The following is a 19,996-nucleotide window of genomic DNA, read 5'->3' on the forward strand; positions in this document are numbered from 1 at the left end:
AAGGTCGTGACCAATAGGTATCAACAATCACGCTTACCTATATTTAAATTGTTGTGCCGCTAGCTGCAGCAGCAAAAAAAGGACACCCAAAGGTGTCCTATTATTCACGCAAATAGCCAACCTTCCCTCCGAAGAATGTTTAATCTTTCGTTTCAAGGCAGGTCTTCTGACTTAAGGCTCTCATCTTTTCCCTTCCCGTTCCGAGGAACAGTGGTTCTGAAAAGCATAACCTATTCACAGCAGCGGGGGCTGTAGAGGATTCACACCTCTTTCCCTATTTACCAATATGGTACCGTAAAACTTGTTAATTTTGCTTTATTATACATTATCTGCATCCCGGGTACAAGTTGTTTTTGCTAGAATCTCTGCTCTATGAGACCCTTTCTGTAGGCATCAAGGAGCTCGTTGAGTATCTGGATGGTGGCTTTCATGTCTCTTCCCTTGTCAGTATCCTCGACAAGAAGCCTCTTATGCTCCTTCTTTACATAGACCTCCTGGGGAACCATGTCCTCGTTCTTCTTTATTGTCACCTTATGGTCCTCAAAGGGTTCGTGGGAGACAAGTATCATGGCCTGGGAATTGAATATGAGGGTATATCCCGCAATTCCAGTAGTCTTCTGGTAGGCCTTTGAAAACCCGCCGTCGATTACAAACATCTTTCCCTTTGCCTTTACAGGGTTTTCACCCTTCATTGTCTTTACCGGAACATGTCCGTTTATTATCCTTCCTCTTTCAGCATTCAACCCGAATTCTTCAAGGATCATATTGCATTTTTCAACATCATCCCTGAACAGATAGTAGGCATTCTGCTCTTCCTTGTGGGTCTCCTTTTCATCTATAAAATACCTTTCGAAAGTAGCCATCTTGCTTTTTCCGAAAAGAGGAGAGTTTTCACCGCACCATGCATACCAGACCATGTTTCTGTTGAAGAAATTGCTGTCCAGTCCCTGATTGAAGAATGCATCCCTTATTCTTTCATCAAAATAGTCACAAAGGGCTTTTCCCGAATACACCCTGCCGTTCATTTCAAAGGTGTCAAACTGTCCTTCCCTGGTAAATGGAATACATCCGTGGTAAAGGAGATTGTCGTTGCATGCAAGGTATATGCTTCCCTTTGAATACAGGAATTCAGCATGCTTCTGAAGCTTGTCGGAATGCTTGAAGTTTATGAGAAGCTGTTCCATAACCTCGTTCTCTTCATCTGTCAGCTCATAGGGCTCGTCATAGTATACAGTAGGGAAGAAGGAATCCTTCATTTCATATTCCCGTCCGTCTATTGTAACCGTCTTCCTGTCCTTGGACATCTTGTCGAGAAGCAGCCTGTCCTCCATCTTGAAGCTTGGCTGTCTCTTTATTATTTGTCCTTCAAGCTTGAACTGGATTATTGCAATAGCCTTTTGCATCTTGCCCATAAGCTCCAGGTCCCTTTCCTTGAAGGCGTGACCTGTCTTGACTCTCGGTTGGAAGCATTCAACAGGATCGTTCCTGTAGGTATCCGCCGCAAACTGTGCAAGGGGCAAAAGGTTTATACCATAGCCGTCCTGTAAAGTCTCCAGGTTTCCATACCTAAGACATATCCTAAGAACATTGGCTATGCATGCTCTTGAACCTGCAGCCGCACCCATCCATATAATATCATGGTTTCCCCATTGGATATCCACATTGTGATGCTTCAACAAGTCGTCCATTATGAGGTGGGCTCCAGGTCCTCTGTCGTAAATGTCTCCCACCAGATGAAGCCTGTCAACCACAAGCCTCCTTATTGAATCTGCAAGGGCGACAATAAAGTCATTGGCCTTTTCAGTCCTTATGATTGTCTTGATGATTTCCTTGTAATAGTTCTTCTTTGATTCAAGTACTTCCTTCTCCTGTACAAGTTCCTCGATTATATAGGCGAAGTTCTCCGGCAGAGATTTTCTCACCTTGGACCTGGTATACTTGTAGCCTGCATTTCTCAATAGAAGTATGAGATGATAGATTGTCGTCCTGTACCACTTCTCATCGACAATGCCATTCTTCATGAGAAAAACGAGCTTCTCCTTTGGATAGTAAACCAGTGATGCAAGTATTTCCTGGTCCTCGACAGGTATTGAATCCCCGAATGTTTCCTCTATCTTTCTCTTAACAGTTCCCGAAGCATTTCTCACCACATGTGAAAAAGCTTCATATTCACCGTGTATATCCGTAAGGAAATGCTCCGTTCCCTTGGGCAGGCTAAGTATTGCGCTCAGATTGATGATTTCCCTGCTCACTTCGTCTATGTTTCGGTACTGCTTGGACAGCAGCTTGTAGTAATTCAATTTTTCCATCTCTACCCCCAGACTGTTTATTTGAAATCCGTCTCGCAGATTTTTATATGCTCCACTATCTCAACATTCAAATTCTTGAAGAATGCATCAAGTATGATTTCACTCCCCTTGAACTGGTTTTCGTATTCACATGCTCCGGCTACGGACAGGATGATTCCCCGACCCTTTTCTTCGGAATCCGACCAGGGCTTTCTGTAATTATACTTGCATTCGAACAACATCTGGCACCTGTCTATGAATATCTTTGCCAGTGAACTTACTGTGTTGAAATACACAGGGGAAGCAAATATGAAATTCCTGTATTTTCTCAGCTTTTCATAAAGGACCTGCATGTCGTCTTCAACGCAGCATTTACCGTAGTTTCTGCCGCAGTATCCGCAGGCTTTGCATATTCCTATGTCATAGTCTCGAAGGCTTATCTTCTCAACCTCGTTACCGTCTTCCACAAGCTCTTCAATATACTTGTCCAGATATTTTTCAGTGAATTTGTTTTTCCTGTGGCTTGCCATTATGGCAATATATTTATCACCCATTTACTTGCACACGTCAACCCATGAACCATTTGTCACCTGGGCCAGGTAGTCCACATCAATCTTCACTGCAGTATTGGGTCCTCCTCCTGCCGGGTACACATAGTCGAACACCTTAAGTGATTCGTCCAGATAAACCTCAAGGTCCTTTTCCAGTCCGAAGGGACATACTCCTCCGACGGGGTGTCCAGTCGCTTCCTGGACATCTTCAAATCCAACAAATTTCGCCTTCTGCTTGAACTGGTCCTTGAATTTCCTGTTGTCAAGCTTAAGGTCGCCCTTTGCCAAAAGTAGAATATCCTTTTCCTTGAGCCTTATTGCCATGGTCTTTGCAATCCTTGCCGGCTCCACGCCAAGAGCCTGTGCAGCAAGCTCCACCGTTGCCGTTGACGTATCCATCTCTATAACTTCAAGAGGAAGATTTTCCTCTTCAAACTGTTTCTTTACACTTTCTATACTCATTTCTACCTCCTAATAAGCAGCATCGCTGCGTTATCCACGTAAGCTTCCAAAAAATCATACCTTAATATTAATACAAACACCTGTATTTTTCAACCAAAGATTGTGTTAATATCTTCTCATTTGACAATCATTATCATTTAATGTATAATATAAGCAAGAAAGCATTTATTAAGTTTCGAAAGAAAAACTTTAGGAAGTGAATATTGTGAAAAACAATAAGAATATAAATATCAGCTGCAACCCTCCCGATGCACTGCAGAGCATGTGCAGGATGGAAGCGGATACAAACATTTGCATACCAAATCTTGACTCAGTAATTGATGCAAAATGCTGGGTCGATGAAAACGAAAAATAATTCATATTATACCCTCCATATATAAAATATAAAAAATTCCCATATATGACAAACTGGCTGTCATATATGGGAGATTTTTTTGTCCATATTTTCTCTATTCATCACTAGTCGAACTCGTCCTCAATCTCTCCCATTATCTCCTCGATCAGGTCTTCAATGGTTATGATGCCAGTTATGGTCCCTTCATGGTTTGCAATTACGGCCATATGGTTGCCTGTCCTCTGCATCCTCATGAAGAGCCTGTTTACGGGAAGGGTATCCTCTACAATGAAGGGCTTGTGGATGATATCCCTTATTTTTGGATCGTCGGTCTCTTCATCCATGATGTTTATCAATACGTCCTTAAGGAGCAGTATTCCTATGATATTGTCCCTGTGATTTTCATAGACCGGTATCCTTGAATATGTCTCCGGAGGCATCATCTTCATTATATCCTTGATCTCCATTTCAACATCCACCATGAAGACATCCACCTTTGAAGTCATGGCTTCTCCTGCCGTTGTATCGTTGAACTGGAAGACATTGTCTATCATCTTCTTTTCCATATACTTGATGTTTCCCTGGAGCAGTCCCTTCTTGAGAAGAAGCCTGATTTCGTCTTCTGAAATGTTCTCATCTTCCTCTCCTTCCCCTGCACCGAAGATTCCGGAAACCAGATTCGTCGACTTTGTGAGTATGAAAACGAAAGGTTTTGCTATCTTCGACAGCATTTCAACATATCTTGACGAGAAGAGTGCTATCTCCTCCGTCCTGTGAAGTGCAAGTCTCTTTGGCACAAGTTCCCCGAATACAAGCATGAAATACGACAGCAGCACCGTCACGATTATGATTGACAGCTGGGAGCTGTATGGAATGTTTAATCTGTTCATTGCAGGAGCAAGCTTAACTGATATGCCCGTTGCCGCAAAGGCGCTTGAAAAGAAACCTGCCAGTGTTATTCCCACCTGAATGGTGGCGAGAAATCCGCTGGGGCTTTCTAGCATTTCGACAAGGCGTTTTGCCTTCCTGTTACCCTTCTGTTCCCATTCCAGCTGCATCTTGTTTTTGTTCACGGAAACTATTGCCATCTCTGCGGATGCAAAGAATGCATTGACAAGAGTAAGCAAAGCTATGAGTATCAGTCTTCCTGCAATATTCGTATCCATAAGTCTTCTCCTCAGCCATATCATTCGCTATCTTTATTCTCAAACCCTGTTTTCCGTATTCAAACATCTTTGTCATTCCCGTCTATTATCTCACACTGGTAGAGGACCCTCTTAGTCCTGGCATAGTTCCTTCCTATCCATTCCGACAAGGGATTTATGAATCTCTTGAGGCCTTTTTCCCTGTTGTCAAGATAGTTCCTTATGAGAAAGATCTCCCTGTCGTAGTCGGGCATCCTCTCCCTTGCAGATAGTCTGTTGTTCTTGGGGCAGACATTCCTGCAGACGTCGCAACCCAGAAGCCTCTTCCCCATCTTTTTTCCGATTTCCTCCGGTACTTGGGTTCCTTCAAGCATATAGTTTCTTATGCATTTCCCACGGTTCAGCAGTCCGCTTTCATCAAGAGCCCCCGTTGGGCATGCTTCAATGCACCTCCTGCAGCTTCCGCAGTCCGAAAATACATTGTTTATTCCATTCCATTCAATGCTCTCATTCTCTTCAACATTTATTCCCACACCGTAAAGAAACATTGAGCTGCCGAATTCACCATTGTGAATTATGCTGTTCTTTCCATAATATCCAAGTCCCGATATATTCGCCAGCACCTTGAGGGGAGAATTCCTCAGTATCCTTATTTCACCTCTGTCCTCCGCAGGCCTAAGATCATTGCTTAGCTTCATATAGTACCTGTTTGAGAAATAGTAGTAGGGGGAAATGGACATGCATCCCTCGGGAAGTTCCGGCTCCTGGGGATTGTATTCAAGGGCCGCAATGAGAACTCCCTCAAAACCTTCCAACTCGGAAAAATCAAGAACACCTATATGTTCATTTTCAGAATTCTCCTCCTGCCATTTGAGTATGTCAGCGGTCCTCAGGATTCTGTACATGTATGGACTTGTCTTTTCAAATATATTTTCAATATCTTTTATAGTCATTTTTTCCTCATAATAAATCAAAACACCAATGGTTCAAGGGGTTTTGAACAACACTTTCCCGTTTTATACAGTGACAAGGTAACGATAGACAAGATACAGCAGCCATATCGCAATAGCCTTGCAACAGATAGTGTCCTGAATTTATGATATCATATTTACAAGATGAAGACTAGAACAAACAGCTGCACCGTATCATCCAGTATACAGTAATTGCATAGCCATAGACGCGATGCACATCAAGTAAGGCCGGACACATAATAGCGTCCGGCCTGATTTCATAATGGTCTTCAGACAAAGGAGCCTGTCCCCATTGCCTTGTCTATTTGTACATCTGGTCTATCTTCTTTTGAAGCCCTTCATCTTCAAGATAATCGTCAAAAGAATTAAGCGTATCGTATACCCCTGATGGAGTAAGCTCTATTATCCTTGTTGCTATGGTGTTTATGAACCTGTGGTCGTGGGACGTGAAAAGCATTGTTCCCTTGAATGCCACAAGACCGTCGTTCACAGCCTGGATCGACTCAAGGTCAAGGTGGTTTGTAGGCTCGTCAAGTATTATCACATTGGCTCCGGAAACCATTAGCTTGGAGAACATGCATCTTACCTTTTCTCCTCCTGAAAGCACATTGGCTTCCTTCATGGGCTCCTGCTCCGAGAAAAGCATCTTTCCAAGGAATCCCCTGATGAATGCTTCCGATTTCTCTTCGGAATACTGCCTCAGCCAGTCAATCAGGTTCATTGTAACTCCTTCAAAGTACTCGCTGTTGTCCTTTGGCAGGTAGTCCCTTTTTGTTGTCACTCCCCACTTGAAGGTACCTGCATCAGGCTCCATTTCACCCATGAGTATCTTGAAAAGTGCCGTTCTTGCAGCCTCGTTCTTGCTCAGGATGATTATCTTTTCTCCCTTGTTCACAGTGAAGGAAATATTGTCAAGAACCTTCTCTCCGTCAATAGTCTTTGAAAGTCCTTCAACAGCAAGGATGTCCTTGCCTGCCTCCCTATCAGGTGTAAATCCAACAAACGGATATCTCCTGGATGAGGGCTGTATGTCGTCAAGAGTGATTTTCTCAAGAAGTTTCTTTCTCGAAGTCGCCTGCTTGGCCTTTGATGCATTGGAACTGAACCTTGCGATGAAATTTTGAAGCTCCTTCATCTTCTCTTCCTTCTTCTTGTTCTGGTCCTTGAGAAGCTTTGCCGCAAGCTGGCTTGACTGGTACCAGAAGTCGTAGTTTCCTACATACATCTTCGCCTTCTTGAAGTCTATGTCAACCATGTGGGTACATATCTTGTTGAGGAAGTGCCTGTCGTGGGATACAACTATTACAGTCTTCTCGTATTCCAGGAGGAAGTTCTCAAGCCAGTTTATTGCTCTGAAGTCCAGGTGGTTGGTAGGCTCGTCCATAAGAAGAATGTCGGGGTTTCCGAAGAGCGACTGTGCCAGAAGAACCTTCACCTTGTCTGCAGCTGCTATATCTTCCATGTTCTTGCCGTAGTTTTCCTTTTCCACACCAAGACCCATAAGAAGCTTCTCCGCATCGGTTTCAGCTTCCCATCCGTTAAGCTCCGCAAACTCACCTTCAAGCTCAGCAGCCTTCACTCCGTCTTCATCGGAAAAGTCTTCCTTCATGTAGATGGCATCTTTTTCCTTCATAATGTCATACAGTCTCTTGTGACCCATTATTACAGTTTCGATTACATTGAATTCGTCATATTCATAATGGTCCTGCTTGAGGACTGCCAGTCTTTCTCCTGGAGTTATACTTACTTCTCCCGTTCCAGGACTTATGACTCCTGAAAGAATCTTCAGGAATGTTGATTTACCTGCTCCGTTTGCTCCTATTACACCGTAGCAGTTGCCCGGCGTAAACTTAAGGTCTACATCCTTGAAGAGCTGCTGCCCTCCAAAGCTCAATCCTACATTAGTTACTGTTATCACTTTTTTACTCCTTGTTTCATGTCTGAAATACGTCTTCAAACATATCGTATTGGTTTTTTCAGCTGCATTTCATTCAGCTTAAGAAAATCTTAACGTGCATAAATCCTTCAAGCGTTGGATTTATGCGTTTAATGTAGACTTTCTACGCGTTTGACAATGGTTTACACCATTGACGCGACTTTGTCGCTTCCTTATCTGTCATTTATATTTAAACCTCTCTGGACAAAAAATCCCGAGGTATTCTCTCCAAATAGATATTATAACCTTTTTGTTGAAAATAATAAAGAAAAACTTTGATTTCATGGTATAATAAATATATATTAAGTGATTCGAATAAATTAAAGTTTAGTTTAATGCATTTCTAATAATCGGCTAATCACCGCTTTATCTCCGGGGTGTATCATATGGGAAAAGATACGTCAACTGCGTATATTTAATTCAAAGAAAGATATAAACGGGGTGTACTCATGAAAGAAAGAAAACTTTATTTGCTCCTGGCTATCATTCTCATAATTTCTCTCATCTCAACAGGATGCATCTGGTCAATCAATCCTATCAACAAAATCATCTACAAAACTTACAATCTGGACGAAAGCAATTCCTTCAGCTACAGTTCAATAGAATCCATAGAAATTGAAGCTTCAGTGAAGGAAGTGAACATTGCACCTACACAGGCAGACGAGTTTATGGTCACTCTGACCGGGACACTGACTGCAAACTACGAGCCAAAGCTCATTGTGGAAAATTCCGGCGACTCAGTCACAATCAAGACACAGGAAACAATGCACAATATGAAGATCGACAAGAATGAACTGATCCTGGGAATAGAAGTGCCTGAAAAATATATAAACGACATCAAATGCACTACAATTTCAGGACTCATTTCGACAGAAAGCCTGACGCTTGAAGAACTAAACCTGTCTGCGGTATCCGGAAGCATTTTCATGAACAACATAACATCTGACAGCCTGGAACTTTCATCTGTAAGCGGAGATCTGAATCTTAACAGCGTAAATGCAAATAATGCAAACCTGAACACGACTTCGGGAAAGACAGATATTTACAATTTCTCAGGAACGGAAGTCGATTCCACCTCCGTATCGGGGTCAATAAATTTTTCAGGGCAGGCTGATGAAATTGATTTAAGCTCGACTTCAGGGGACCTGGACCTCAATCTTGACAATTTGCGAGGAAACATAGACATGTCTACAGTTTCAGGCGATGTAGCAATAAGGATAGGCGGAGATCCCGACTACAGGCTTTCATTCAAGACAGTAAGCGGAGATTTCAATTCCAATGCCGACTTAAGCATTGAAAAGATTACCAACAGGAATGTCACTGCAGAAAGAGGTAACGGGACCTACCAGATAACGGTTTCGACCACTTCAGGCAGTCTTAACATCAATTAACTGAATACCACTTATCTATTTAGATTTTTTCATCATAATCCTCCAGTTGAGCCTCCATGTTTCCCCATGGAGGTTTCTACTGTATATAATCATGAAAGGCGGAAAATGAACCACCGGAACAAAACTTACATGTTTATCGTCTATTTTTATATGGATTGTATTTATTTTGACTTTATCAAGACGCGAAGAAAATTTCTTTATCAGCATAACTCCAATGTTTCAAAGGGTTATGCATATTTAACTTTCCTGTAATGTTAAACAATATTTAGAAGAGGTGATTGTTTTGAAAATTAAAGTTATTGCAATACTGCTGTGTCTGGCAATGGTCATAACATCCTGCGGCCCGAAAGGTCAGGCCCCGGGAGAAACAGGCACCATAGGCGACCTGGGAGAATGGGATTTTGCAGTTTACGCTTCCGACTCCGATTCCACAGGAATTGCCACAAATACGGAATTCATAGTGAAATCAAAAAATACTGTGACTGTAGATTTTCTAAAGAATTCCATAAATATTTCCCCGGAAATAAACTTTGAAATAGAAAAGACATCGGACAAGGAATTTGCAATAAAGCCCGACAAGGAACTGAAAAAGGATGCCATATACAGGGTATCCCTTACAGATGAAGAAAACAGCTACGACTTGTCCTGGGCCTTTCAGACAAAGAAGGAACTCAAGGTTATCGGATCAATTCCAGGGAACAAGTCCACCTATATCCCTGTAAATTCAGGAATAGAGATCATGTTCTCACACAAGAATATCGAAAACTTTGAAGAATCCTTTGAAATACAGCCTGAAGCTGAGGGAACCTTCACACAGAACGGCTATTCCATGATTTTCGTTCCCGAGGTCAACCTCTCCATGGATACCACCTATACGGTAACCGTAAAGGCCGGTGCAAGGGTCAAGGACAGCCGGCTTGAGCTGCAGGAGGACTATGTTTTCTCCTTCACGACCGTATCCACCGAAAGAAACACACTCCTCAGCATAAGCAGTGTAGTGAACTATTTTACCACCAGACAGAACCATTTTATTGAAGCAAATGTCTACAGGGATGCAGTTGGATACGGCTACAATGTGGATATCTACGCCTTCAAGACCAGTGAAGACTTCATGAGGGACCTTAGGAAATACGATGAAACATTCTCATTTGACAATGTCTACGAGGGCTTCGACAAGCAGGTTCCGGACTATCTGGAGTCTGTGGCATCCTTCACATCAAAACCCCAGCAAACGGAGATAGGCTGGTACACCATGCATTCCTTCGACATACCCGAAGACCTTGACCAGGGCTACTATCTGGCAAGGATCAGCTACAAGGAACACAGCTACTTCACCTATATCCATGTAAACGGCCTCCTTGTCTACAACGGCAAGTTCGAAGAGGATCATTTCTTCTGGACCCTTGACTGCAACACCAATGAAGCAGTTGCAGATGCAGAAATAACTGTAAATGATGAGTTCTCGGGGAAAACTGGAAGGGACGGAACTACATCCTTCGGATATGAGGACGATGATGATGCATACATCGACTATGCAACCATAGATGCAGCTGGATACCCGACCTTTGTAATGAGGTCCGTGAGGTCATTCTATCCATACTATATGGAATATGACGGAATACGTGAGCCTGGACCTGTATATTCGCAGGCTTCAAACGACTACTGGAAATATCTTTTCACCGACAGGTCCACCTATCTTCCTACTGACCAGCTTAACCTCTACGGCTATATAAAGCCAAAGGTGTCAGGCAGCGGCAAATACAAGGTAAGCATGTATTCAAACGTAAACGGCAGCTACCTCCTGGACAGCAAGAATGTAAGTATCACAAATACGGGAACATTCACTGAAAGCTTCTCATGGGAGGATCTTACTCCCGGATGGTACAACCTGCTGGTGGAGGACGGGGACACCCTGGTTCTGAGGAAGGAGTTCTACATAAACGAATACACCAAGCCCATATACAAGGTCGATGGTAAATTCGACAAGGACTACATCCCTGCAGGAGAAAAGATAACCTTCAACGTTGATGCAGGCTTCTTCGACGGCACACCGGTTCCCGGGATGGAATTCACCTACAACATGAACCTTGACAGCTATACTTCAGGTAGGCTTGTAACCGACGAAAACGGAAATGCATCGATAACCTTGACTCCGACCATGAGCACCACATCATGGAGACCTGCCTACGGAAGAATGGAAATATACAACACAAATGCTGAAGACTACCGCATTACCGACTACGACTACTTCACCTTCCTGCCGAAGGACAAGATGCTTGAGCTCGAGTACGACGACGAAAGGGATCTGCCCCAGCTCACTCTTCTGCTTCACGAGCTTGACTCGGACAAGTACAGCACGGACTACGGCTTCAACTACGAAGACATGAGGGGAAAACCCTTGAGCGGCCAGGTGAAGGTTGTTGTCACTGAAACGTGGTATGAAAGAGTCGAAACGGGAAAATACTACGACTATATCAACAAGGTGACAAGACGTAAATACGAATACATCAAACACGACAAGATAGTCGAGGACAGGTATGTGGACATAGTCGACGGCAAATACATCCTCGAAATGCCATACACAATAGATTCGGAAAATTCCTTCAAGGTGGAAGCCACCTACGAGGACAACAGCGGAAAGATAGTTGAAAAAACAAGTTTCAGCTATTTCAGAAGGCTGCAGACTGTTGACTTCAATCCATTCTATGCACTTAAGGTTGATGATGACGACTACAGATATGCCCTTGGAGATGTCGTAAAATACTACCTGGACAATGACGGAATGGTGGAAGACGGAAAGAACGACAAGATGATGGTCATGTATCTCAAGGACGGCCTGCTGGATTATGAAATCATTGACAAGACCAGCGGAGAATTCATTTTCGAAGAGGTATTCCTCCCAAACATCATGATCCAGGCAATCTATTCCAATGAGGGATTGATGCGCAAGACTTCATATCCAATAAACATCAGTTACGATTATTCTGAAAGGGAGCTGGGCATAGAGGTTGTCTCTGACAAAAAGGACTACGGTCCCGGCGACAATGTGAAACTTTCAGTGAAGACGACAGATGCAGAGGGCAACCCATATCCTGCCGATGTCAACCTCAGCATAGTGGATGAAGCTTATTTCGACCTTTATTCACAGACTGCAGACATGCTGGCCGATATCTACGCAAGCGTATACGGCACGGGAATAGTAAGGGAATTCGTGTCATCCGAAAATCCAATGAACGACATGAGGATGGCAATGGGTGCTGAAATGGGAGGAGACGAGGCTGCCTACTACGTAAGAAGCGAGTTCAAGGATACGGCAACCTTCATGACGCTCTCAACGGATGATAATGGTGTAGGAACCATAGACTTTAACCTACCCGACAACCTCACGTCATGGAGGATAACCTACCAGGGAGTGAACGACAAGATGGAAGCATCTACGGGATGGCTGAACGTCAACTCGAGACTTCCCTTCCACGTATCTACCATACTGAGCAAGGTGTTCATAACGGGAGACAAGCCCTCCATAAGTCTCAGAATATTCGGTGATGAAACGAAGAAGGGTGAAGAGGTGTCATTCAAGGTGGTCCTGCAGAAGGACGGAGAGGAAAGCACCAGGGAAATACAAAAGGACGGCCTGGTGGGAGACTATACCAACATATCCCTTGGAGAGCTTGAAAAGGGTAGCTATACAATAACATCCTACGCCAAAGGAATAAGCTATACTGACGCCATGGAGGAACATTTCGAAGTGGTGGACACCACTGTCTATTTCGACAACCAGGAATACTTCGACCTCACCGAGGACACAATCTTCGATGAGGTATACTCAAACGCCAAAGTAACCTTCTTCAACGAAAACGAGTCGAACTACTACAAGTGCCTGCTGGACCTCAGATACAGTTCGGGGAAACGAATAGACCAGATACTTGCGGGAATGGAGGCAAGAAAATTCATCAAGGAGAATTTCGAGAAGGACATCGACCTCTGGGAGGTTGCAACGGGAAGATACCAGAACTATGACGGAGGCATAAGGCTTCTTCCATATTCCGACAGCGACTCATTCATGAGTGCGAGGATAGCCTTAATGAAGAGCAGCTACTTCAACGTGGAGCCTTTGAAGGGATATTTCAACGGCATTCTAAGGGACAGCGAGTCGGATATCCACAGCGTAGTCGATTCTCTGGCCGGACTGTCCACAATGAACGAGCCTGTGTTGATAAGCATCTACGACCTTCTGGACAACGAAGACCTGTCTAGCCTTGACAGAATAGTGCTGGCCCTTGGTCTGGAATCACTGGGAGACATTACAAGAGCAAAGGAAGTCTATGACTCAGTAGTGGCAGAAACCGTATCGACAGACGGACAACTGGAAATTTCAATAGATGAAGACATGGGACTCAACTATACGGGTACAGGACTTCTGGCAACACTTTCAGCAAAGCTGGGAGACTATGATACCGGAGACCTTCTCTTCAACCACATATATGAAAATCCTTCAAAATATGAAATTGCATATCTTGAGGAAATCACCTACATCGAGAACAGGGACATAATGGATACGGAGGAAATAAAGGGACTTACGGGAAAAGCCACCGTAAAATACGGAGACAAGAAGGAAACTGTTGAAATCTTCGGCTTCGAGACGGCAACCCTTACAATAACTGCAGAAGATCTGGAAAACATGGAAGTGATTGAAGTGATTGGAAACATGGGAGTCAACGTATATGCCCTTGGCGGCGTTGAAGACCTTGAGGAAAACAGGACAGGGGACTTCGAGATAGAAAGGACCTATACCTTGGACGGCATAGAAAGCTCAGAATTCAGCCAGTCGGACCTTATAAAGGTTACAATACGTCCAACAGCTTATATAATGGAAGACAGTGCCTACGAAATCACCGACTTCATACCTGCAGGCTTCAGGTTCATCAAGTCCGAAGGCGGATGGCACGAACTTCAGGAACAGAAAATAGTCATGTACTACTACAGTCATAATGGTGCCAAGCCCCTTGTCTACTATGTCCAGGCTGTAATGCCGGGAACATACACCTCGGACCACGCAGTCATAACAAGACTGGGACACGAAGGAGTGAACTTCACAGAACAGGTGACACTGACTATCCAGTAAACAGCTTTGCTGCGTTAAATACGAAGAAAATAAAGGCTTTCCTGAACTGCCAAGTAGAAGCATACATGCAATTGGATGCCAAATATGGTAAAATAGTACTGGGGACAGGACATTGTGCGGTTAATCGCATGGTGCCATGTCACAGAAGGCGGGGATCTCGATTCCCGTCTTTTTTTATAGCTTCCTGGACAATCTTCTTCTCTACTGTCTCCATACAGTCGCTGTGTACTGGATGACGCAGAGTAGCTGCTTTGTCCTATTTAGTTATAGTTTTAAGTTTCATGGGTATATATGAATTGTGACTTTTTTGTAATATATTGATTGAGTTGTTCAAGAGGGGTGATCGATCTTATGAAAAGAAAAATCGTTTTAATAATTTCCGCAGTCATTATTTCTGCAGCCGTTCTATTTCCTGACTACGACACTAGAGGTCACGGAGAAACAGACATGCCTGAAATCACCTATGAATCTCAGGAATACAACAATTGCATCCCCTTCGACCTGGATCTCTTTTATATGGGTCTGGAAAACAGCAAAGACATTTCCGAAGAAGAAATTTTCACAAATGCAAGAGGAATGTTATCCACACATCATCTTCTTGCATCGGATATTATCCACAATCTGTTCAAGTCTGTTTCCTCCAATCAATATGAAAACATAGTGATAATAGGTCCAGACCACAGTTCAAGAAACGGCAATACAATTTTCATTTCAGACAATACATGGCTTACACCATTCGGTGAGGTTCAAGTAAATGAAGACTATAATGAAACTCTGAAAAAGCATCCCCTTGTCAAGGTCGACAATACCTTCATGGAGACGGAACATTCAAACTCGGCACTGATTCCGTTTATAAAGTATTATTTCCCAGATGCAAAAATCAACACAATAGCCCTGCCCACAACCCTCACAATAAAAGAATCCACTGATTTCGGCAATCTTCTTGCAGAAACACTGGATTCTGAAAACACTCTGTTGCTGGCCTCCATAGACTTCAGCCACTATCTGTCATACAGGGAGGCATGCCTCCGGGACGTTGAAACCTTCAGTTCAATTTGCGACAGGGATTTCGAAAAGATATCAAGATACTCAAACGACAACCTCGATTCTCCCGAGACCCTCATGGCATTTCTCACCTATGTGGATTCTTTGGGATGCCGCAAACACCTTCTGGAGAACAAAAATTCGGCTGAATATGTTTACCCGGGAAAGGAAGGGACGACGAGCTATTTCACAATGGTATATACGGATTGATTCAAGTCGTACCAAAGAATTATGGATTTTAGTTCCCTACTCCGTCGGCACAAAAATTCGCGATTTAATAATGATAATTTTCGAGCCTCCAAGTCGAGACCTCACTAAAATCCATAATTCTTTTCAGCGTTTTGTATTACTTGACTATATTTAATTATTTTTGTACTATTTTCAAAAATCAACCTTGGTGAAATCAAGGCGATAAACCATGTCCTTCCTCTCCACTACTATGTCGGTCTTGTCCCTTGTTTCCTCGTTGGACCTCAGCTTTGAAAGGAGCTCCTTGGTGGGGTTTACAGCCGTGGGATGTCCTACTATTGAAAGCATGGAGTAGTCCCCTGCCGTATCTCCGTAGGCGTAGGATTTTGACAGGTCAATGTCATATTTTTCAATGAAATCCTCAATGGCATGTATCTTGTTTTTGCTGTCCCACATTGGCATTATCTTGCCAGTAAAGCAGTCGTTTTCGTCCTTTTCGTATTTTGTTCCTATATAGTCGTGGAAGCCGTGCATCTCTGCCATTTCCTTCACTAGCTCCTCGGGGGAACCCGATATTGTAATGACCTTGTGACCCATGTCCTTGTGCCAGCGTATCCTGTCCCTCGTATATTTGTATACCCTGTCTCCATTCTGCTCAACGACCTTCTTGGCTATGAATTCAATCTGTGATCTGTGGAGTCCTATGGTTGCATCCATGTATATCTCGGCTATCTTGAGAAGATAGTCGTCATAGTTTCCCCTTCTCTTGTCCCACTTGTCGTATTTCTCCTTTACCTCGTTGAACCACCTGTGCTGGTCAATGAGTTCCGACTTCACAAGCTTCTTGAAGGTAGCGGTTATTAGCCCCTCCCTGTAAAGGGTTCCATCTATATCAAAAAAAGCAGCTGTTATTCCCATAGTCTCCTCCTGATGTTTTTCTGTTTATTATACCATATTTGTATTTGCAAATCGACTTCATTGATGTTCCCAGGGTTTGTTTTAGTTTCTACATAGAAGTCCACAAATAAAAAAACCGGACGGAGCATGCTAAAATCATGCCCAACCCGGTTTCCATTTCATTATTTTTGATTAATCTCAGCTACACCAGATAATTCCTAAGTCCAACTTCCTCTCCATTCCTCGTATAAACCCTTGGAAGCCTTCTGTCAAGCATTGTGACTATCTCGTAGTTTATTGTGCCGAGAAGCTCTGCCACCTGGTCTATGTTGAGGCCGTTTGCCCTGTTGTCGTCGTAGATGATCACCTCGTCGCCTATCCTGGCATCCGGCACGTCCGTAAGGTCAACGACGCACTGGTCCATGCAGATTCGTCCCAGAATCCTGCACCTCACACCATTGACGGAAACTTCCATCTTTCCAGAAAGAAGTCTTGAAAAGCCGTCAGCGTATCCGAGAGGTAATGTTCCCACCTTCATTTCCTTGTGGGTGACAAACGTGTGACCGTAGCTGATTCCTTCACCCATTTCTATCGTCTTCACAAGAGCTATCTTTGCCCTTAGAGTGATTGTCTGTTTAAGCTTCACATCAGACCTATCCACCTCATCTGAAGGATAGAGTCCAGTAAGCATTATGCCCGGCCTTACCATTTCATAGTTGAAATCCGGAAGATCTATAATTGAAGCACTGTTTGAAATATGCCTCGTCGGTATTTCAAGACCCTTGTCAACAAGCATGTCATAGAAATCATTAAATCTCTTCTGCTGGCTTTTTGCTATAGTCTTGTCAAATTCATCGGCCCTTGCCATATGGGTGTATATGCCTTCAATTCCAAGCCTTTGAAGCTTCTTAAGCTCCAGTATCTCGTCCCTGCTCTTTTCTGTAGGAAGGAATCCCAACCTGTTCATTCCGGTCTCAACCTTGATATGAAGAGCTGCATATCTATCCAATTCTTCACATTTTTCATTAATTTTCACACCCTGTTCATATGTATAAATGGTCAGGATGATATCGTTTTCAATTGCAAGCCCGTAAGCTTCCTCGGGAGTATATCCAAGAACCAGAACCGGAATATCCTTAAGTTCCTTCCTGATTTCCAGTGCTTCATCAAGAACTGCCACTGCAAGCATATCAACGCCTTCGTCAATATATGTCTTCGCTATCTCCATTACTCCCTGCTTGTAGGCATCAGCCTTTATTACGGGACATATCTTTGTACCTTCTTTTACAACTCTTTTCACTTCGTTGAGATTGTGGACTACATTGTCCAGATTCACCTCAACCCATGCCGGTCTCTTTATCATTTTCTTATACCTCTTGAATTTTATTGAAAATTTGATTTTTTACAGCTGCTCTACTGGCAACCTTATCTACATTTTACTGCATCACAGCCAAATGTCAACATAAGTTTGGCTTTTTTAGAAACATTGTTTCAAGAGTTTAAAGACAAAAAGCTGCGGAAAACACGTTTCCATGTTTTCCGCAGCCTGATTATCAGTCGGCACAATTTTTATATGAATCATGATGGGGGATTATCTTTGCCGACTGCAGATTTAAATTTTTTTGACGGTCATTGATTTTTTGTAGAATTCATCTATGGTTGCCTGAACCAGTACACTTGTTGCATCCACTGCCTGGTCGGACATTCCCGCCGATTCGAAGATCAGAGGCAGTTCCGTGCATCCAAGGACTATTCCCTTGAGTTCCAGTCTCCTTGCTTCTTCAATTATATGTACAAGCTCTTCCTTTTCGAATCTGTCCCTGCCCTTTTTAAGGTCATAGATCATTTTCATCAAATCATTCTGTATCGATTCATTTGGCACCACAACTTCGATTTCATGGTTTTTAAGAGCCTTCTGATACAGATTGGTGGAATATGTACCCTGGGTTGCCAATAGAAGCACCCTGTCAATATTGTTTCTCTTAAGGTATCTTCCGGTTTCATCAATCATGTGAATAAAGGTTATGCTTTCGTTGTCAATAGCCTCCACTATCCCCGTATAGAAATAATGGGCAGTATTGCAGGGCATTGCAAGTATGGTCGCTCCGCCATCTATCAAAACCTTGGCGGATTTTACAAGCTCAGGCAGAGGATTCTGTCCTCCATTAAGAATATATGTCGTTCGATCGGGAACCTTTGTATTGCTGTCAATGAGTACGCGAGGGTGCCCCTGGTCAGTAGTGGCTCCAAAATTTTTCAGGAGCTTTCCGTAAAAATCCAGTGTTGCCTTTGGCCCCATTCCTCCTATGATGCCTATGATGGGTTCCATGATTATTCAGCCAGTGCAACCTTTTCGGATGCCAAATCAAAGTCTATTTCGTTTTCAGTTGCAGCTACAACCACTGCACAAGAAGCATCTCCTATTACATTCAGTGATGCTCTAGCCATATCCAGTATTCTGTCGATTCCGCCAATCAATACAAGACCTTCAAGTGGAAGTCCTACCGACTGAAGTACAAGTGTAAGCATGATGAATCCTGCTCCCGGTACCCCTGCAGTACCGATTGATCCCAGTGTTGCAGTCAATACGATAGTCATCATCTGGCCAAGTGTCAAATCGATTCCATATACCTGTGCAAGGAAAAGTGCGCATACACCCTGATAAAGAGCTGTTCCGTCCATGTTGATTGTCGCTCCAAGAGGAAGTACAAATGATGATATCCTTTCAGATACACCCAGGTTTTCTCTTGTCGAACTTATTGTAACAGGTAGTGTTCCCGAAGAACTCGTAGTACTGAAGGCTGTTACTGCAGCAGGTGCGATTCCCTTGAAGAACTTGGAAACACCGATTTTAGCAAACAGCTTGACAGCAGTTGAATAAGTGATTAATGCATGAAGGATGCATCCAATGTATACAACTACAATTACCTTGGCAAGGGGAAGCAATACATCAAGTCCGTAAGTGGCAACAACAGGCACTATAAGTGCAAATACGCCGAAAGGTGCAAGCATCATTATGAATGCAGTTATCTTGTACATGATTTCAGCAACACTGTCGAAGAAAGCTATGAAAGGCTTTGACTTATCATCAGGAAGGGCAGTACATCCGATTCCCATGAACAGTGCAAATGCAATTACCTGAAGGATGTTTCCGCTTACTATTCCCTGAAGAGGGTTCTTTGGTATGATATTGATCAATGTATCAACAAGTGCCGGTGCTTCAACCGCTTCAGCAGTTGCATCTACAGGTATTGTTAGTCCCGCGCCAGGAGTGAACACCTTTGATAGAACAAGGCCTATTGTTACGGCTATTGCCGTTGTAACCATATAGTAGCCAAGTGTTTTTCCTCCAATTCGTCCCAGCGATTTCGGGTCGCCTATGCTGGCTGCTCCTACTATTAGAGACGAGAATACCAAGGGAACGATGATCATCTTGATCAGATTCAGGAATAGAGTTCCGAATGGCTTTATAAATTTCACTGCTATGTCGGGATTACCCTGAAGCAGCATTCCAACGATGACACCAAGTATAAGTCCGATAAAAATTTTAGTTGTTAGTTGCAATTTCTTCATTAAAAAATTCCTCCTCAAAATATCGTTAGCTTATTTTAGGAGGAACAAGACAGATTGAGACACAAAGAGACAAATAAAGACAAATATTCA

General features: G+C 43.2%; 14 protein-coding genes and 1 riboswitch. Of the genes, 4 read left to right on the forward strand and 10 right to left on the reverse strand.

Annotated features, from left to right (window positions below; genetic code table 11):
• Positions 1-139 precede the first annotated feature (139 nt).
• A riboswitch (cobalamin riboswitch) is annotated at positions 140-312 on the reverse strand.
• A gap of 44 nt (positions 313-356) precedes the next feature.
• The 3 genes from BUB05_RS06085 to BUB05_RS06095 are packed head-to-tail and all read right to left on the reverse strand — an operon-like array spanning position 357 to position 3,301.
• The gene (locus BUB05_RS06085) at positions 357-2,309 is read right to left on the reverse strand and encodes a fructose-1,6-bisphosphatase (RefSeq protein ID WP_073048644.1); all 1,953 of its coding nucleotides are present in this window, start codon (positions 2,307-2,309) and stop codon (positions 357-359) included.
• A 17-nt stretch (positions 2,310-2,326) separates the two neighbouring features.
• Positions 2,327-2,842 carry a flavodoxin family protein gene (locus tag BUB05_RS06090; RefSeq protein ID WP_073048646.1) on the reverse strand — a complete coding sequence of 172 codons (516 nt, stop codon included), beginning with the start codon at positions 2,840-2,842 and terminating at the stop codon, positions 2,327-2,329.
• Entirely contained in the window at positions 2,843-3,301 is a 459-nt protein-coding gene (locus BUB05_RS06095; protein ID WP_073048648.1) for a YbaK/EbsC family protein, read from the reverse strand.
• A gap of 205 nt (positions 3,302-3,506) precedes the next feature.
• Here BUB05_RS06095 and BUB05_RS18435 point away from each other — a divergent pair, with 205 nt between their 5' ends.
• Positions 3,507-3,656, forward strand: coding sequence for a CDIF630_02480 family spore surface protein (locus BUB05_RS18435; protein WP_094762753.1), 150 nt, complete (start codon positions 3,507-3,509; stop codon positions 3,654-3,656).
• A 104-nt stretch (positions 3,657-3,760) separates the two neighbouring features.
• Here BUB05_RS18435 and BUB05_RS06105 read toward each other — a convergent pair whose 3' ends face one another.
• From BUB05_RS06105 to BUB05_RS06115, 3 genes are all read right to left on the reverse strand, one after another.
• Positions 3,761-4,801, reverse strand: coding sequence for a hemolysin family protein (locus tag BUB05_RS06105; protein WP_073048650.1), 1,041 nt, complete (start codon positions 4,799-4,801; stop codon positions 3,761-3,763).
• A gap of 59 nt (positions 4,802-4,860) precedes the next feature.
• Complete coding sequence (locus tag BUB05_RS06110; protein WP_073048652.1) at positions 4,861-5,733, reverse strand: 4Fe-4S double cluster binding domain-containing protein; 873 nt, start codon at positions 5,731-5,733, stop codon at positions 4,861-4,863.
• Between the two features lie 319 nt (positions 5,734-6,052).
• Entirely contained in the window at positions 6,053-7,669 is a 1,617-nt protein-coding gene (locus tag BUB05_RS06115) for an ABC-F family ATP-binding cassette domain-containing protein (RefSeq protein WP_073048654.1), read from the reverse strand.
• 467 nt (positions 7,670-8,136) lie between these two features.
• Between BUB05_RS06115 and BUB05_RS06120 the strand changes: the two genes are divergently transcribed.
• The 3 genes from BUB05_RS06120 (at position 8,137) to amrB (ending at position 15,457) form a co-directional block, all read left to right on the forward strand.
• Positions 8,137-9,078 (forward strand): DUF4097 family beta strand repeat-containing protein, encoded by a 942-nt coding sequence (locus BUB05_RS06120; RefSeq protein ID WP_073048656.1) that lies wholly within the window; start codon positions 8,137-8,139, stop codon positions 9,076-9,078.
• Positions 9,079-9,361: 283 nt separating this feature from the next.
• A complete protein-coding gene (locus BUB05_RS06125) occupies positions 9,362-14,203 on the forward strand; it encodes an Ig-like domain-containing alpha-2-macroglobulin family protein (RefSeq protein WP_073048658.1) in 4,842 nt (1,613 codons plus the stop codon).
• Positions 14,204-14,554: 351 nt separating this feature from the next.
• The gene (gene amrB, locus BUB05_RS06130) at positions 14,555-15,457 is read left to right on the forward strand and encodes an AmmeMemoRadiSam system protein B (protein ID WP_073048660.1); all 903 of its coding nucleotides are present in this window, start codon (positions 14,555-14,557) and stop codon (positions 15,455-15,457) included.
• Between the two features lie 171 nt (positions 15,458-15,628).
• Here amrB and BUB05_RS06135 read toward each other — a convergent pair whose 3' ends face one another.
• The 4 genes from BUB05_RS06135 to BUB05_RS06150 form a co-directional block, all read right to left on the reverse strand.
• Entirely contained in the window at positions 15,629-16,354 is a 726-nt protein-coding gene (locus BUB05_RS06135) for an HAD-IB family hydrolase (protein ID WP_073048662.1), read from the reverse strand.
• 181 nt (positions 16,355-16,535) lie between these two features.
• Entirely contained in the window at positions 16,536-17,696 is a 1,161-nt protein-coding gene (gene alr, locus BUB05_RS06140) for an alanine racemase (RefSeq protein ID WP_073048664.1), read from the reverse strand.
• 249 nt (positions 17,697-17,945) lie between these two features.
• Positions 17,946-18,662, reverse strand: coding sequence for a cysteate racemase (cuyB, locus tag BUB05_RS06145; protein WP_073048666.1), 717 nt, complete (start codon positions 18,660-18,662; stop codon positions 17,946-17,948).
• A gap of 2 nt (positions 18,663-18,664) precedes the next feature.
• On the reverse strand, positions 18,665-19,906 hold the full coding sequence (locus BUB05_RS06150) for a dicarboxylate/amino acid:cation symporter (RefSeq protein ID WP_073048668.1): 1,242 nt from the start codon (positions 19,904-19,906) through the stop codon (positions 18,665-18,667).
• Between the last annotated feature and the right edge of the window lie 90 nt (positions 19,907-19,996).

This window comes from Dethiosulfatibacter aminovorans DSM 17477, from assembly GCF_900142005.1.
Lineage (GTDB): Bacteria > Bacillota > Clostridia > Tissierellales > Dethiosulfatibacteraceae > Dethiosulfatibacter > Dethiosulfatibacter aminovorans.